14 protein-coding genes are annotated in these 16,004 nt (G+C 41.6%); 5 read left to right on the forward strand and 9 right to left on the reverse strand.

Annotated elements, in window-relative coordinates; translation table 11 throughout:
* Positions 1–7: 7 nt before the first annotated feature.
* Both UWK_RS09740 and UWK_RS09745 read left to right on the forward strand, forming a co-directional pair.
* Complete coding sequence (locus tag UWK_RS09740; RefSeq protein WP_015404201.1) at positions 8–1,372, forward strand: phenylacetate--CoA ligase family protein; 1,365 nt, start codon at positions 8–10, stop codon at positions 1,370–1,372.
* Positions 1,373–1,511: 139 nt separating this feature from the next.
* A complete protein-coding gene (locus UWK_RS09745; protein ID WP_015404202.1) occupies positions 1,512–2,900 on the forward strand; it encodes a B12-binding domain-containing radical SAM protein in 1,389 nt (462 codons plus the stop codon).
* 20 nt (positions 2,901–2,920) lie between these two features.
* Here the strand turns inward: UWK_RS09745 and UWK_RS09750 are convergent, their stop codons facing one another.
* From UWK_RS09750 to UWK_RS09760, 3 genes are read right to left on the reverse strand one after another with little or no spacing between them, the layout of a single operon-like run.
* Positions 2,921–4,192 (reverse strand): SGNH/GDSL hydrolase family protein, encoded by a 1,272-nt coding sequence (locus UWK_RS09750; protein ID WP_015404203.1) that lies wholly within the window; start codon positions 4,190–4,192, stop codon positions 2,921–2,923.
* A gap of 36 nt (positions 4,193–4,228) precedes the next feature.
* Positions 4,229–5,659 carry a protoporphyrinogen/coproporphyrinogen oxidase gene (locus tag UWK_RS09755; protein WP_015404204.1) on the reverse strand — a complete coding sequence of 477 codons (1,431 nt, stop codon included), beginning with the start codon at positions 5,657–5,659 and terminating at the stop codon, positions 4,229–4,231.
* Positions 5,660–5,705: 46 nt separating this feature from the next.
* A complete protein-coding gene (locus UWK_RS09760; RefSeq protein WP_015404205.1) occupies positions 5,706–6,680 on the reverse strand; it encodes a glycosyltransferase family 2 protein in 975 nt (324 codons plus the stop codon).
* Between the two features lie 283 nt (positions 6,681–6,963).
* Here UWK_RS09760 and UWK_RS09765 point away from each other — a divergent pair, with 283 nt between their 5' ends.
* From UWK_RS09765 to UWK_RS09775, 3 genes are all read left to right on the forward strand, one after another.
* A complete protein-coding gene (locus UWK_RS09765; RefSeq protein ID WP_015404206.1) occupies positions 6,964–8,016 on the forward strand; it encodes an acyltransferase family protein in 1,053 nt (350 codons plus the stop codon).
* 138 nt (positions 8,017–8,154) lie between these two features.
* Complete coding sequence (locus tag UWK_RS20175; protein ID WP_083907277.1) at positions 8,155–8,667, forward strand: UbiA family prenyltransferase; 513 nt, start codon at positions 8,155–8,157, stop codon at positions 8,665–8,667.
* Positions 8,668–9,082: 415 nt separating this feature from the next.
* Positions 9,083–10,474, forward strand: coding sequence for a hypothetical protein (locus UWK_RS09775; RefSeq protein WP_015404207.1), 1,392 nt, complete (start codon positions 9,083–9,085; stop codon positions 10,472–10,474).
* A gap of 163 nt (positions 10,475–10,637) precedes the next feature.
* Here UWK_RS09775 and UWK_RS09780 read toward each other — a convergent pair whose 3' ends face one another.
* From UWK_RS09780 to UWK_RS09805, 6 genes are all read right to left on the reverse strand, one after another.
* Entirely contained in the window at positions 10,638–11,717 is a 1,080-nt protein-coding gene (locus UWK_RS09780; RefSeq protein WP_015404208.1) for a sulfotransferase, read from the reverse strand.
* A gap of 2 nt (positions 11,718–11,719) precedes the next feature.
* Positions 11,720–12,088 (reverse strand): hypothetical protein, encoded by a 369-nt coding sequence (locus tag UWK_RS09785; RefSeq protein ID WP_153304879.1) that lies wholly within the window; start codon positions 12,086–12,088, stop codon positions 11,720–11,722.
* A 5-nt stretch (positions 12,089–12,093) separates the two neighbouring features.
* Positions 12,094–12,387 (reverse strand): hypothetical protein, encoded by a 294-nt coding sequence (locus tag UWK_RS19700; RefSeq protein ID WP_015404210.1) that lies wholly within the window; start codon positions 12,385–12,387, stop codon positions 12,094–12,096.
* A gap of 77 nt (positions 12,388–12,464) precedes the next feature.
* On the reverse strand, positions 12,465–13,805 hold the full coding sequence (locus UWK_RS09795; RefSeq protein ID WP_015404211.1) for an arylsulfotransferase family protein: 1,341 nt from the start codon (positions 13,803–13,805) through the stop codon (positions 12,465–12,467).
* A 97-nt stretch (positions 13,806–13,902) separates the two neighbouring features.
* On the reverse strand, positions 13,903–14,910 hold the full coding sequence (locus tag UWK_RS09800; protein WP_015404212.1) for an NAD-dependent epimerase/dehydratase family protein: 1,008 nt from the start codon (positions 14,908–14,910) through the stop codon (positions 13,903–13,905).
* The gene (locus UWK_RS09805; RefSeq protein ID WP_015404213.1) at positions 14,907–15,989 is read right to left on the reverse strand and encodes a glycosyltransferase; all 1,083 of its coding nucleotides are present in this window, start codon (positions 15,987–15,989) and stop codon (positions 14,907–14,909) included. The genes UWK_RS09800 and UWK_RS09805 overlap by 4 nt, the downstream gene beginning before the upstream one ends.
* Between the last annotated feature and the right edge of the window lie 15 nt (positions 15,990–16,004).

The raw sequence follows: 16,004 nt of genomic DNA on the forward strand, positions 1-16,004 counted from the left end.
GGGCCATATGTCACTCCATTTTAAAATTTCAAAGTACCTGCTTCCTTATCGAATTCTTCAATTTAAGAGAAAGTGGAAGGCCCTGGAGCATAGTGATCCCGAGTCTGTATCCCGATACCAGTTCGAAAAGATCAGACAGGTCCTTAAACACTGCCAGCGGCATGTTCCCTATTATCGCGAGCTATTTCAAGAACACAATATCCACCCGCAGGATATTCAATGCCTTCAGGATCTTCAGAAAATTCCTGAGTTGTCAAAGGATATCCTGAGGCAACAGCAGGAAAGAATGGTCTCCGAAAAAGGCTGGCACTTTCTGCGCGAGCAACTTCTCACCAGTGGAACCACCGGGGATAAAATCAGTATATGGGTCAACCCTGTTGCCAGGGCTCAGGAGTTTGTCCGTTACTGGCTTTTCTTTCAGCGAGGAGGCTATCGTATAGGGAAACCCTTTGCTGAATTCTCCAGCGACTTCTTTATTGATCAAGACGATCCTCTTCAGGTGCTTTTTCACCGCAATCCGATAACTAATCAACTGCTTTTGAACACTTCATATATTTGCCAAGAGAATGCTCTCCAATATCTGGATTTGATGAGGAAGAATAAAGTACTCTTTATTAAATCGAGACCATCCTCTCTTTATATTTTTTCCCAGTACCTTCAAGAACAGGGGGCAAGAGATCTGGGATTACAGTGTGTGTTCACCATAGGTGAGCCTTTGCATGTTCACCAGAGGGAAGTCATAGAGAAAATATTTGGTTGTAACGTGTTAGATTTTTATGGCCATATGGAGCGTGTGGTAGCCCTGTCTGAATGTACACATGGAAGGATGCATGTAGATGAAGGCTACGGGTTTGTAGAGTTTCAAGAAGTGACCGATGCAGCCTCTGGGAATGATGATTGCAAAAAATTCCGTCTTTTGGGAACAACTATGCATAATTGCTTGATGCCATTTATCCGCTATGATACCGGTGATCTGGTTGAACCAGATGACAGCAAAGTACCATGTCCTTGTGGAAACAGGTCACGGATTGTTAAGCAAATTTATGGGCGCACAGAAGATGTTATTACCAGTCAGGACGGGGTCACTTATCCGGCACTCTTTCTTGTCTTTAATATGATCAACGGAATAAAGATGGGACAGATTATTCAGGATGATCTGATTTCATTTCGGGTGAATGTTTATCCAGAGCGTGAACTATTTGATGCCGTGCAGGAGAAAGAACTCCTGTACCATTTAAGAAAATATCTTGGACAGAATGCGAGTATTTCTATTCATATTGTTGATGTAAGAGGGTTTGAATACGGTAGTTCAGGAAAATTCCGATCTGTTATTTCCTTTGTCAGGAACTCCTGGGCATGTCCGACTGACTGATTTTAGCAGGGTGACATGGCTTTTACAGTAAATGGTAAATGATTCTTGTATGTCATGAGGATATGTTGTAGTTTTTTTTAATAGTATGCAAAATTAGTGATTTATCTGTGGTTTTACTATTCTTTAAGGAGGGATGTTCATGAAAGTTCTACTGGTGCAGCATGCGAGTAATAATGGTCTTACGTCATTTCCCATTGGCCTCGGATGTGTTGCCGCTGTACTTCTGGAAGCGGGGCATCAGGTCGACTTTATAGATTTGGGTCTGGAGGACAAACCTGTCCAGGCGCTTGAGGCACGTATTGGTGAATTTCATGCTGAAGCCCTCGGTTTTACCCACTGGACAACCAATTACACCGAATATGTTAACCTGATAAAAGAGTGTCCTTCTGCCAGAAAGCTGCCAAAAATTGCGGGGGGGCCACATGCCTGCGCCGTTGCTGAACAGATTTTAAGAGAAGGCTATGTGGATGTCGTTGTTCTCTGTGAAGGTGAATTGATTGCGGACAACCTCTTTTCAACTCTTGAAAACCATGGGGATCTGAATACCGTAAAGGGGATTGCCTATCTTGATGGCGATCGATTTGTGCAAACTGAGGATGCGGGGCTTATCGACGACCTTGATAAGTATCCTTCTCCTCCCTATGAATTGATGAACATCAAAAGTTATTTTGGTCGATTAAAAGGACGGCCATCGGTTGAGTTGATGGTTTCACGAGGGTGTCCTTTTAATTGCGCATTTTGCTATAGGGGTCCAAGCAGTGGTACAAAAATGCGACGTATGACAACTGATCGGGTCATGGAGGAGTTATCCATAATGAGAGAACAATATGGTTTCAGTTCCTTTTTCTTTGTAGATGACACCTTTACTCTGAACCGGGAGTGGGCAATTGATTTTTGCCAGAAAGTCATAGCATCTGGGAAAAAAATTGCGTGGGCCTGTCAGACACGGGTTGATCGGGTTGATCGTGAACTGCTGACTCTGATGAAAAAATCAGGCTGTGTCTGTGTTCATTTTGGTGTGGAGTCAGGAAATCAGGAGATTATTAGCCATTTGATGAAAAAGATCACCAAGGATCAGGTGCGTAAGGCCCATGCTGAATGTCAAAGACTCCGTCTTTCCACAATCACTTACTTTTTGATAGGTACACCCTGGGAGACCGAGGCGACTGTTCGTGAGACCATTGAGTTTGCTAAGGAACTGAAGCCAACGATAGCTCTATTTTTTGCAGCAACACCCTATCCCGGTTGTCCAATGCGTGATGTCTATATTGAAAAGGGTATGCCAGTCCCTGAGAGTTGTGATGAGTATGGTAGATTTTGGGTTGAAGATGCGCCGAAGGACAGTGAAAAGCAGGTGAAACGAGCTGGAAATCTGGATAGTTATCAACTCTGTCTGGATGCCACCAAGGAAATCGTTAGAGCCCAGGTGCGTGATGTGGGTTCCTATCCACGTTTGATTTCTGAGTTTATTGATCAGTATGGATTTGTCGATTTTGTTAAGAATGCTGCGGCCCGGCTTCGCCTTTAAAATAGAATTAAGGTTGGGAGCTATCTTGTTTTTTTTTGTATTGTAGATTCGTCTGTCTGTTTGATGAGATTTTCTGCGATTACTTGAGCAATAATTTTGTTCCCCACTGCTGAATAGTGGCCGCCCTCCATATATAGATTGAAGAGTGATCCTTTCTTGGATTGTTCTGCCAATGTTTGAAGAGGTTTATACACTAAATGGTTTTTCTCTATTTCTGACAGCAAGCCACTATACTTAGGCTCCATGGTGAACCGCTTTTTAATGACATCGATTACGTTAGGAATATGGACCACAATAAACTGACTTCCATATTGTTCTATCTCAGACTGAAAAGTATCAAGGAGGCTCATCGCCAATTGGGCAGGTTCGTAGCTTAGATTATAGAAGAATGAATTTTCTTCAACCGGAAAGAATAGTTCCGTTAACATTGCGATGAGTTTGCTTTTGTAAATAATATGTTCTTCGTAATTTCCAATTGTTAAAAATTGTTCATATTGGGCAAGATCCCATTCTGTTAGTGGATTCCTCAGGATATTCATAATCTCTTCAGGAGGAAGGGTAGGGACATTGAGAAGTTGGAGTGAATTATTCTGTAAAATGTATCTTGGCTTTGAAAATGGAAGGCCACTGGCTGGCATATAAATCGATCTGATAATATTAACATTTCGTTGGATATCCTCAAACTGTAGACCGAGGAGAACTATATCTGCCGATAGAGTGCGGCCGGAATGTCGCCAACGTAAAAGAGCTTGATCTATTCCGTACCCACCCACCGCAAGATTTATGACTTCAGCGGGAATGCCCGCAGTGTTTAATAGTTGTTCCAGATAGTATCCGAAAGTATTTTGGAAGGGAACTTCATCACCGTGGCTGTAGGAATCGCCTATTATCAGAATACGCAGGATATCCTGAGGTTTTGCGGTTTTGTATTCAATCGGGTTCTTGTCGTCGACCCTCGCTCCTAAAGAATTGTAGCAGTATTGGCCGTTTGCGGAAATATTTGAAACTCTGGGCGTCCAGCCAAGGTATTCATCGTAAACTACCCTTGAATGAGATGTGTTGCTATAGTCCTGAGCGTGATGCGCAAAAGTGTTTATTGCCAGGTGATATGGTTTGAGTACTCTGCCAAGAATTCTGTAGTTACCATCTGAGTCTACCTGGCAATAATAACGAACAGTAATTTCAAGAATCAGCAAACAAAGAGTTAGTACTCCAACAAACAGTAACCCTTTTTGGATATACGTCTTCGCTTTACCATGATGTCGGTCCGATTCTCTTGAGAATAGCTGCATGTCACTCCTTACTTCCCTTTTTAATGGGTAAAAGTCTCAGTCTACCACCACATAGTTTGAGAACTCATTACAGAATTCCTCCCATTTGTCCACATCCCATTGTCCGTTTATGCCCAAACAGTGTGCGGCCCTGTCTGCCATCATCATGGTGTGGTGAATATTGTCATGGGTAAAAAGCCCCTGACGTCCCAGGCTGATCAGGGTTGGGATTTTTGAAAGGTATTGTTCGATAACCCTGAGTTTCTTTGAATATCCAATGGTGTAAACGGGATAGACGTTTGTCTGACGTTTACTGAAAACTTTTACGAGATTTTTAGCGGGAATGGCACCTTTTTTCATATCTGCCAGAACCAGACGTTTGAGTTTTTCGTCATCAGCCAACCAGATCTCATCATCGTGTTGACAGGGAATCTCACAACAGATAATAGTTTTACCCCTAGGAGTGAGGGTGCCGTTATAGTTTTTTCCCTCTGATATTCGAGAAAAAATATAATCTGTCTCGGGGAAATAGTGGGCATCAACAACCTGCCACTGGTCACATTCCATAAGCAGATAAAAGAACACCATATTTCTATGTGTTAAGGATTCGGCAGCAGTGAGAGCCGGACAGCTTCGTTTTGAAGCAAGGAGAGAGACTATTCGGGTAACAGGGATGGTTGAGAAAATAAAGTCGGCCTTGAGTTGCTTGTGCACATCATTGTGTTTTTTGACAGAGATGGAAAAACCCCGGCTCTTTTCCATCGTTATTCCAGTGACTGTTGTGTCATATATTATCTGCCCATCCATGTCTGTCACTTTTGCAGCAAGCTTTTCGGAAATCTGCCCAATACCTTCCTCAGGGTAGTAGAAAACATTGGCTTCACTGGAGTTCACCCCGGGTAGAAAACTGAGCATTTTTTTCACTATTTTACTGACAGTCCCAGCGGAAACTCTTTTTCTTGCCTGTTCTACATCTATCTGATCGGGTGGACACCCCCATAACTTTTTGGCATAAGGGAAATAAAATTTTTCACAGATAGTTGGACCAAGGCCATGAAGAAGTTGATCGGCAAAACTTAGAGCTGGCCCTGAAGGTCTGAATGGTTTCTTCAGAATATCCCTGAAGATTCCAAAGATAAAGGAAACCGGAAGATGAACTAAACAATCCAGTGGCTGGAGGGGGAATTTAAGATAGTGCCCCTGTAGTCGAATTCTGCCGTTTCGTACTCTTTTTAACAGGGATGGGCCGATAATATTTTTTATATCATTAAGAATATGCTCTGGAGTTGATGGGTGGAGGCGATGGCTGCCATAATCCAGCCATATTCCTTCTTGTTGAAACGAAGCAGCAATGCCTCCAGGATGATTCCGTTTCTCAATGATAATTAACTCAATATTGAGCTCTGCGCGCTGCAGCAGTTTGAAGGCCAGCATCAGCCCTGCTGGTCCGGCACCCAATATGATGATTGTTTGTTTTTCTGAAGACATCGATACGTAATGGCTCTTTTGTTAGAGGTAGCTATACTTGTAGAGGTTATGGAGTAGTTTCGTCGGGAGGCTCTTCCTCAACGTGATCTGCAGTTTCTCCCCAGACCTGTTGTTCAATTTTTCTGGAAAGTCCATCGGACATCATGCCAATGAGTAGAATCTGTATTCCTGTTAAAAACAGAAGCAGGCTCGATGTGGAGAGAGTGGTGTGGATAAAAATTGAATACTCCTGCCATCCGACGCGCCGTATTGCAAAGAAAATGTCAAAGAATGTTTTGACACCACTGAAGAAAAAGAACGTGAAGGCAAGAGGAATAAAAACCTTGAGAGGATTAAAAAGCATGGATAATCGAAGGATCAGGGCGATAAAATTTATAAAATCCCAGGGTACAATTTTGGATTTCCCTTTCCGGGGCAGATAGTCAATAGTGAAGTTAGTAATCCTGTAATTGTTGCAGAGCATGGCCAATGTTTGAGTAGTTGTGAAAGAAAATTGATCCGATAGTATTTTAAAGAAAGGCATGACCGATTCTTTTTTGAAGACACGAAGTCCAGAATTAACATCTGCAATTGGTTGGCCGGCAATATACTGGGCCAGGTGGGATATTACCCATTTGGCTGGCCTACGAAGCAGAGGGATGTGAACCTTGTCACTGTTTCTGGTACCAATGACCAGACTTACCCGTTGCCGATGCAGAATTCGCACCATTTCCGGCAGTGCCTCACAGGGATAAGTCCTGTCGGCATCAATAATGGCAATGGTATTATAGATACTTGCAAGTATCCCGCTCTTAAGAGAGGCCCCGTAGCCTCTGTTTCTGTCATGTTTTATTACTCTTGCTGGTGTCGATTTTGCCAGATGCAGCGTGTTGTCAGTGGATCCATCATCAACGACGAGGATTTCGAATTGGAAATCAGTATCTTCAAGAATCTGGAAAAGTTCCTGTACCGTATCGCAAATACTTAACTCTTCGTTGTAAGCAGGAATAATAACTGTAACAGCATGAGGGGGGGTAGACATGGATGCGAAGTCCTATTGTTTTGGAATGATTGTCAGGTGAATTGAGTAGTGAGGATACTTATCAAGTTCAATCATAAACCGATTTATAGCCGCTTTCCAAGTTTCTTATTGAAATCACCATCTTTTTGCGGCAGATTGTTTGTTTCACTTGCAATTTAACTATAATTGCTATGTTTCCGGAGAGGGATACTCTTGAAAAAAGTTGAACTTTACTGGTCATCACTTTGCTGCTTGAGCATAATTGTAGTGAGACTTTACCCTGGTATGATATTTAAGGACGAGCATGACAAATCGAGTAGTGCATGTGGATATTGCAAAAGGAATTTCCATCATATTAGTAGCGCTATTTCATAGTAAAATATATCCTTTTGCACCAGATTGCATGAATGCAATGGGGCTTTTTAGAATGCCTCTCTTCTTTTTTCTGTCGGGAGTGTTTTTTAATGCATCAATGGGTGCGAATGTTTTTTTGTGGAAGAAGTCGGATGCGTTGCTTAAACCATATTTTGCTACATTATTAGTTGTTTTTGTTTTTGCAGTTCTCCACAGAGAGGAACATTTGATCAGACAGTTAATCGGTATCTTTTACGGTAATGGGGTAACCATACCGCCAAGATGGGTGCCAATGTGGTTCTTAACACATCTTTTTTTAATATATGCTTTCACCTATTTTATTTTCCGCATTACAAATGTTCAGAGTAAAAACGTATTTTTTAAATACATTCTTATCCTTATTCTTATGGTGATTGGAACCCAATGGATTGATGTCTTCTGGAATTTAGAGATAACCTTATTTGGTACGGAGATTATAATGCCAGGTTTGCCCTTTGGCATTGATATTGTTTTAGTAAGCGCTTCATTTTTTATTTCAGGGGCTTTTTTGAGAGAGAAAGTTATCCATTTTATCCCAAATGTATACCTTTTAATATGCTCAGTCCTAATGTTTTTACTGGTTACAATGTTTACAGATGCACACATGGACCTGAATAGAAGAGTGTATAGCAATCCTTTCTTTACCACAGCTGGCTCGATGGCTGGCATTTATGCTGTGATATGCATTGCCTACTATCTTAGTAAGACAAAAAAAATTCGGAATATTTTTCTAACTTTTGGTCAGGCAAGTCTATTTGTTCTTATATTTCATGTGTTTATTGGTAGTAATGTGTATGGGTATTTGATGGGCCTGGAGACAGAAAGTCGTGAAATGTTGTTTGCTGTTTTTGCATTTATAATCAGTATATCTGTGCCCCTCCTTATTAAATATTTTGTGTTAAAAAATAGAATAGTATCATTTTTTTATTGTCCGGTGAAAATTAAGAATACAACCAGGATGTAATTATAGAAATTTTCCGTATTATACGTCCTAGGCAGTGGACTAAGAATGTGCTCATCTTTGTACCACTTTTTTTTAGTAAAAATATTTTTAATACCAGTCTTGTTTTACATGCACTCTTCGCAGCGATAATTTTTTTCTCTGGCAAGTAGTGCTGCATATATTTTTAATGACATCTTAGATCGACATGCAGATGTAAATCATAGGAAAAAATGTACTCGCCCTATAGCGGCCGGGACATTAGATATTCGTACGGCTTCCATTCTCTGTGTACTTCTCATCGTTTTTTCCTTGTACTTGGCATATCTCCTGAACACAGCATTTTTCCTATTAATATTTGGCTATTTTCTGTTGAATGGTGCCTATTCATTATTTTTAAAAAAAATACCTGTTTTGGATGTTTGTATTTTGGTGTCTTTTTTTCTGTCCCGATTGTTTGCCGGTTCAGTTGTTACTGGTATTATATTGTCAACGTGGCTTATCTTTGTGGCCAGCCTGGTCGCCTTGTTTCTTGGGTTTTGTAAACGTCGTCAAGACCTGCTTCTGTGCTTTACAGAGGAACAGGGGGAGCCTTATGTGCGAAAATATTCCCCGGGCTTTCTGAATGGGGTGATTTTTGCCATAGCGCCAGTTATCATGGGCAGTTATCCATAGTTACACTATGGATTACAGGACGGTTGCCCACACAGGATCGTATGGACCTATGGCATCTGTGCCATTTGTTTGTTACGGAGTTTTCAGGTACCTGCAATTACTGTATGGAAAAAGCCCGGAAAGTGATGTGTTGCTGGTGATATCTTGTGACAGGCGTTTGCAAATCAATATTACTTTGTATACTCTGATTTGTTTTGCAGTGCTATATTTGAGATAAAAACGACATGTTATCCGTCAAACGTCAAAAACATCCTTAAACTCTATTCTGTTATAGTAAAACCAGATATAATAAAAAAATATTGGTATTCTAATCTGTTGTATGGATACGGTAACTTTCTGAGTATCTCTCTGTTAGAAGACTTTTGTTGTCCATGTTCTACAAATAAAGAATACATAATCGCAGGGTGGTGAAACTATGGAGCAAAATAGATATATTAACTTCCTCATCGCCTCGTTCTTCCTTTTGATCTTCTTTTTTCTGTATGCATCAGCCATAGATTTTTCCGCTCCCGGTATCTTGAATCATAATGTCATATTTGATATTGATCCTGAAAGAGTTGTTAATGACATGGCAGGTAGTGAACAGATAGTAGAAGTCCATAAACATCCACTATATGGTTTGTTTTTTCGCGCCATAATGCCGCCCATTATTGAACTGTGTGAGACTCTAAGGACAGGATTAAATCATCACGAAAGCTATTCTTTTGAGATAATTGAAAAGATCACTCAACAGCCACTCGAGATAACGGCAGTAACTTTTCTTATCTGTTTTGCTGGAGCGTGCAGTGTCGCTATTTCTTTTTTGATCTTTACTCGATTTCTCAACAATCGTTTTGACGCAATATTTTTTACGTTGTTGTTTGGACTCTCTCCACCTGTATGGGTTCTGTCTTCAGTTCCTGAAACGTTTTCCCTGAATCTTCTCTGTATCGTGTGTGCGTTCTATCTCCAAGCAACCCTGCCTTGTAAAACGTTTTCACAAAGAAATATGGGGCATAGTGTATTTTTCTTACTGGGATTTGTTGCCATTGGTATCACATTGCCCAATATTATTTATGTGGCAGTCTGCTATCTTTTGTATCTCAATAGGCAGCAGTTGCAGATATGGCAGTTTGCTGGGACAATGTTTATTTATTCTATTGCGTTGTATGGTGCAGTTGCCCTGGGATCTTTTATTCAATCCAATATGTATGCAGTCACCTTTACCCATATAAGTCCAATGGATTACAGCTCAGTTTTTATCCGAGAAAATACATGGAACCATAATATTCATCTTGGCAAGGATGTACTGGTGGGCTGTGTACAATTGGGACGCAGTTTCTTTCTTGAAACACTCATAGCGCCTAAGGTTATTTTACACGTATACCACTATGTGGACTCGTGGCGCATTCTTGCATTTTCCTATAAGGTTTCTTGGGTTTTTATATTGGGCGTGTTTGGCTATTGCGTTGCTTTGATTTCATGTGTCAGGGTATTATTTCGCCCGGACGTCTGGTCTGGCGAAGTCATTATTGCAATTTTTATAATAGGTTTTAATTGTCTGTTTCATACGTTTGTGCATGGGCTTGGTATTCCATTTATTTATTCAATACATGTGGTCTTTCCCTTACTGTTTCTTCTGGCCGTTGCATATAAGGCCAACGCTTTTCATTTTAAGAAAGTATTTCTTGTGGTGTTTGTCTGTACAGTTATTCTAAATAACTCTCTTTTTATTAGCAGGATCAATAGTATCATAAAAAATGATGACCCCACTATGCTGGGCCGACTTGAAAATAGTCACGGCCCAACACAACCTAATGCGGAATGAGTGAGGACATGAAAGGATTTCTAAGGTGCTAATAGCTTCTTTTGGCACCGCTAGTGGTTTTTATATGTCAGTATTGGTTGGGGGGTGTGCGTTAAAAGATGATACGAGCATGTTGTACCTCCATCCTGGCTGCCGTTGAATGTGTTCTGACAATCATAAAAGCTTAGAAGGTTGATCGAGTGGTTATATCCTCAAAGACTTGTTGGACTTGAAGTAACAATTCTGAAGGGATTTCTTCAGTATCCGTCTCATAACTTCTTGGCTGACGAAATCTGCTGGCCTGTTCAATAAAAAGCTCGCTCTGCTCTATACCTATTTTCTCAGCCAATAGTCTGAGCCCTTCTACTGGATTCGCAATTAGCCTGTCATACGAAAGGAACAGAGCATGCGAGGAAGCTGTGGCGGCAAGATAGCCATAGCATGCGCACCAATAGGCCAGCCAAAATGACAGTGAATTTGTGGCCTTATACGGAGTGTCATTGAGCCAGTTTGAGAAATTAACAGGTTTTAGGGTGCGACCGAAGTCGTAATGTCCAATTGCTTGCATATAGGATTTTGCGAATTTGTCGTCAGCATGAATTTTTAGGAAATTCTGGTGCTGTTGCAGCAGTGAGGAAGCATGAGCTATCGGGTCACGATATAAAATCACTGTGATGGAGTCGGGGAATATTTTTCTTAAATAATTGACACGGGATATGTTTAAGTTGTTTTTTGAGATATAACGTATAGTTGCAATATTGTTTGAGGCAGATAAAACAATAATTTTTCGAATATGATCCCTTAAAAAATGTTCGAAATCTCGATCGCGCTGCCCCGCCCACGCCTCTATGTGCCCCTTTTTATAGTTTGATCTCCAGAAAGTGCGCCAAACAATTTCTTCAAATGCCTCCGGGCTGTCTATGCCCACCATCATACCATCACCATGCGCCCGCTCTCTTTCTTTATCATTGCTTTGAAATGATTGAGAAAAACGATTCCATAACAGCGGTGTCAACACGAAAGGCATATTTCGGTAACTATGACTGGTGAACTCATCAATAGTATTACAAAGCTCCAATAGTAAGGTGGTGCCAGCCCTTGGCAGCGCTGTGATAAATACCGGACGCTTTACGTCTATGCTCGAGAGTCTTTCAGCAAATAGTGTGTTTTCAAAATCTGATAATGCTGCCTGGGCAGTCCAGGAGAAAAACGCTATTTTGTGCAATACTCGATCAAGAAAGCCGTAACGATTTTCAAAGGCCATCGTTATTTTTTCCTAAACAGCCAAAGGATTACGTACACAAAGACAGTACTAGCGAGAATGAATTGCCAAGTTAATGTGAAATAGATAACAGCCATCATCGATAAAACCCCTGTTTGCTCCAGCAGCCATATAAGACCAACAGGAAGTCCTATAGCCGCTGCACTGCTGAAGAAAATCAGGATAAAAAGGCTAAACAGCTTGATGGCATGTTTTTGAAGGGCCTGCTCTTTTTGTCGATCATCCAGAGTGGAGTTTTGCATCACTGAAGCAGCCTCTTTCGCAATCGCAAGAACCTTGAGACTATTGTCTACCAGCCGCAACCCCTTCAAAAGAATAATAAACCCAACGACCAGTATAATTGCACCGACCAAAGTACTCACTGATTTGGCTTATCACTGTTAGATGGATTATCTTCAGCAGCATCTCGATTCATGGGGGCTTGCTCCAACCGTTCTTCCAGGGATTCATTGGCATAGACATTTTTCTTTCTCAGTAGTCTTTTTATTGGAAACCACAAGAAACCAAGGATGGCAACAACCACGGCAAAAATTAAAGCTAGTAGTGAACCTATAGCGGACAAACCAGTGCCGGGCCCAACGTAAGCGAATGCGGTAGCAGGAATAAAAACGAAGCTAAGGCAAAATAAGCATGTTGAATGGTAAATTTTCATGAACAAATCTCTAAATTTGAGCATTGAGTAATGGTACTAAATTGTACATTCCCTTTCCAGATAAACGTGTACGTTTACTACTGACATGACTCCCTCGCATCAGAAAAAAATTTCTGATCCATTGCAATGGGCAGGCGCTGAGCATCATCCACTATACCTGCCAGCCCACCAGCAATAATATTCATGTAGTCCCACACTATTTCGTTGTCTCCTGTAATCTCCACTACACGCCCTTTAGTCGACTCGACCAACAGCATATTGCCATTAGGTAAACGTTGGTGCTTTCCCATAATATGAGTGAAGAATGGCGTTTCTTGACTGCCCTCAAATACGGTGTTCACAGTATTATCACGAGTATCCCATAAGACTATTCGGCTTGACGGATTTTTGACATCTGGCAATAAATTATTGTTATCAAAAATAGTCACTGTATTACCGTCGACGAAATCAGGATCGTGCTGGCGTAATACCTGACCTATGCTGGATGCTTTGAGCTTGTGGGTAGCGCCATCAAAAACCATAACGGAATTAATGTTTCGTAGTGAAATCATGATGTCACCCGTTTGAAAAATTCCCGACGTCATTTTGTTGGAAAATATCTCAATATCGTTAAGGTGTAAGGTATCTCCATGCACTACAGTATCCCAATTATCTATGCTGGACATATATAACAACCCAGACAGTCCATTATTATGAAGAAGATCAAAAATAGAAATTTCTTCCAGTAGTTTACCACTCGAAGATACTTTGAGAATCGTGAATTCCTGAAATATTGTGTGGTAATTGGGGATTGAGGCCTCTTTGTCGTAGTGATTAATTTGACCTGGCACCCAGAAATTCCCCTGATCGTCTCGATCTATAGAGTGGTGAGTTCGATGGGGGAAATTCCATACCACATTACCGCAAGCGTCCATGCGAGTAAGCCCGACCCTTTCCAGATTAAAAACAATATCACCATTTTCTATAACTTTTACACCGTGAACATGAGTGCCAGGGGCTGATTTAGGTTGGTCTTCTTCAGGTATATGATTAAAGTCAGGCCAAATTTGAAATGGGTCTATAGACCAGCGATGAATCTCATTTCCCTGATCATCGACAACAAGTATTCGAAAGTCTTTTTGCTGAGTAATTCCACTAATTACAGTCAGACCTTGCTGCATTAAGACGGGGGATCGAGTGAGCACCCGATCAACACGGGCTGTTTCGCTAAAATAAAATGGCAAAGCAGCTGCCTCATTACCGACCATTTCAAGCAGACCACTTTTTGCAAGGTTAAATCCACTTTTAATATACTCATAAGGAAATAATTTGAATTCACTGACAGCCAGACCGCAGGAGAATAGAACCATTGCAATTGACAGGCAAAAGAGCCCAAGAGATAAAGAATCTAGATGTTTACTTAAAGATTTTTTGGGCATGCTTCTTTCTAGCCGAGGTTGTTAGTCTTGGGATATATTGATGAAAAAATGTAATAAAGCCTCTATATTCAAGTGAATCGCTTCCAGAACCCATTCACTAAAGCCATCCTGATTTCCGATACCAGGCAACCGTTTTTTTTATCCCATTTTCCAAAGTCCAATGGGGCCGAAATCCAAGCTCAATTTGTATGCATTTGGAACTGCAAAGCCAACCAGCCTGTTTGATCTCACACCATTTATCAGGGTTTAAATCCTGCGGACGGTTGCTAAGGCGTCCCAGTAAACCCATAATCTGACAAGCAATCCATATAAGAGATAATGGCAGTGTCAGGAGGAAAGCGCGTGGATTTATGTGTGCGGCGATTGCGTTCATCAGAGTGTCCCAGGTATAGGACTTGCCGTCTGTTACATAGAACGTTTTTCCATTTGCCGCATCTGTTGTACCAGCCAGAAGAATAGCCCTTACCAGGTCATCCACATAGATAAGACTGACAGGGAAATCTCTGAAGCCACTCTTTATCATAATTCCATGGGAAGTTGCTTTAAAGAGTGGCTTCATTCCATGATCTCTGGGACCAAAGACAATGGAAGGCCTGAGGATAACGACCGGAAATTGATCCGCGATGGAGAGAACCACTTTTTCTGCTTCCTTCTTGGACTGGCCATATGCTGAGACTGGCAGTGAGTTTGGCGCCGATTCATTCACCCCTGGTTCCTTGGAACATGGTCCCGCGGCGGCCTGGCTGGAAATGTAAACGAGTTTCTGATGGCTCGGGGCATGTTGAGTGATGAGTTGTACCAGGTTGCGTGTGGTGTCCAGATTGCCCTTGAAGTATTCGGATTTCCTGACGGCCTTCGTTGTTCCTGCGACATGAAAGACGATATCTGCTTTTTGTATCTGTGCTCCAAGTGAGGCTGGATTGTTGAGATCTCCTGAAAGCAGTTCAATATCTTTATGTTGTAGATGACGGGCTTTTGTTTCTGAGCGGACAAGACAGCTTACTGAGTAGTGACGTTTGATAAGCTCGAAAACCAGATTTGTCCCGATAAATCCAGAGCCTCCGGTGACAAAAGCGTGCAGTTGCTTTGCTCCTTCGGTAGTCATGGAATTTCTTTTCGTATAATGCTCAAAACTTTGCCGTTTTTCCCCACTCGGTATTGAATGCCTGCCCAGCCAATAACCATCGAAAACCACGTTCGGATGTGACAGTACGCTGCCATAGTGAGGGCCGCAAGAGATGCGGGGAACCAGGAAAAAAATGATCCTGGAGAAGGATGTTTGGAATAAAGAAAAATTGTGAACAAGAAAAATAAGAAAATACAGGGAAGACTGTATTGGAGCAGGAACCTGGAATAGGGAAAAAACAGGCTTATTATGGTGATGCCAAGACTTGCCAGAACAGAGATTGCAGCAACAATACTCAGAAGACCTGTCACAATCCAGAGTACGGGGAAAATAAATTTAAGATAGGCCCACTGTCTTGTCAGCCAGATAATCCAGCTGGTAACACTTAAGTCACTGAGATGTGTTTTGAGGTCAGTTTTGTCTGGGATAGCTACTGGGATATTGTTTTTCTGTAACAGTTTGGCAAGGCTGACATCATCAACAATATTTTCCTTCCAGGTGTCAGCGACGGAGATGTTCTCAAAAACTTCTCGTCTTATTGCCGTTGCACCGCCCCATGGCTGGCCAAGGAAAGGTAATCTACGGATAAGGCTGAGGGTGAGTACACAAATTGCTCTTCCCTGTGAGCAAGTACAGGAGCCTTTTGAGTAAATTTGATGATAGCCGGAACTCACCATACATGAAGTATGCGAGAGTAAGGGGTGGAGGAGGCAATCCAACCAATCTGGAGGAGCTGTGTGGCCGGAGTCACAAAATACCAAAATATCCGGTTTGTTTCCCACTTGCTGTACCCCTACGAGTAGGTTGTGGTTCTTTTGGCTGCAGCTTATGGCTCTGCCGGAATAGGTGTATGTTGCTCTTTTGTTTTCCTTTGTGATCGCAGTAATAATAGGTGTTGCAGGGTCGTTTTCGTCCTGAAGAACAAAAATGACATTGAAAGATTGATAATCCTGATTAACCAAGGTTTTCAGGTTCTCTGCAAGAACCGGTGATGCTCCAGTAACCGGTACAATGAGCGATACAAAAGGAACTGGTTTGACTGTGTTGTTGTCGCTCATTGTGCTTTCGCCATT

It is taken from the genome of Desulfocapsa sulfexigens DSM 10523 (assembly GCF_000341395.1).
Lineage (GTDB): Bacteria > Desulfobacterota > Desulfobulbia > Desulfobulbales > Desulfocapsaceae > Desulfocapsa > Desulfocapsa sulfexigens.

Coding starts and splice junctions, on each gene's coding strand:
- UWK_RS09740 (WP_015404201.1), top strand. CDS start 8: ATGTCACTCCATTTTAAAATTTCAAAGTACCTGCTTCCTTATCGAATT.
- UWK_RS09745 (WP_015404202.1), top strand. CDS start 1,512: ATGAAAGTTCTACTGGTGCAGCATGCGAGTAATAATGGTCTTACGTCA.
- UWK_RS09750 (WP_015404203.1), bottom strand. CDS start 4,192: ATGCAGCTATTCTCAAGAGAATCGGACCGACATCATGGTAAAGCGAAG.
- UWK_RS09755 (WP_015404204.1), bottom strand. CDS start 5,659: ATGTCTTCAGAAAAACAAACAATCATCATATTGGGTGCCGGACCAGCA.
- UWK_RS09760 (WP_015404205.1), bottom strand. CDS start 6,680: ATGTCTACCCCCCCTCATGCTGTTACAGTTATTATTCCTGCTTACAAC.
- UWK_RS09765 (WP_015404206.1), top strand. CDS start 6,964: ATGACAAATCGAGTAGTGCATGTGGATATTGCAAAAGGAATTTCCATC.
- UWK_RS09775 (WP_015404207.1), top strand. CDS start 9,083: ATGGAGCAAAATAGATATATTAACTTCCTCATCGCCTCGTTCTTCCTT.
- UWK_RS09780 (WP_015404208.1), bottom strand. CDS start 11,717: ATGGCCTTTGAAAATCGTTACGGCTTTCTTGATCGAGTATTGCACAAA.
- UWK_RS19700 (WP_015404210.1), bottom strand. CDS start 12,387: ATGAAAATTTACCATTCAACATGCTTATTTTGCCTTAGCTTCGTTTTT.
- UWK_RS09795 (WP_015404211.1), bottom strand. CDS start 13,805: ATGCCCAAAAAATCTTTAAGTAAACATCTAGATTCTTTATCTCTTGGG.
- UWK_RS09800 (WP_015404212.1), bottom strand. CDS start 14,910: ATGACTACCGAAGGAGCAAAGCAACTGCACGCTTTTGTCACCGGAGGC.
- UWK_RS09805 (WP_015404213.1), bottom strand. CDS start 15,989: ATGAGCGACAACAACACAGTCAAACCAGTTCCTTTTGTATCGCTCATT.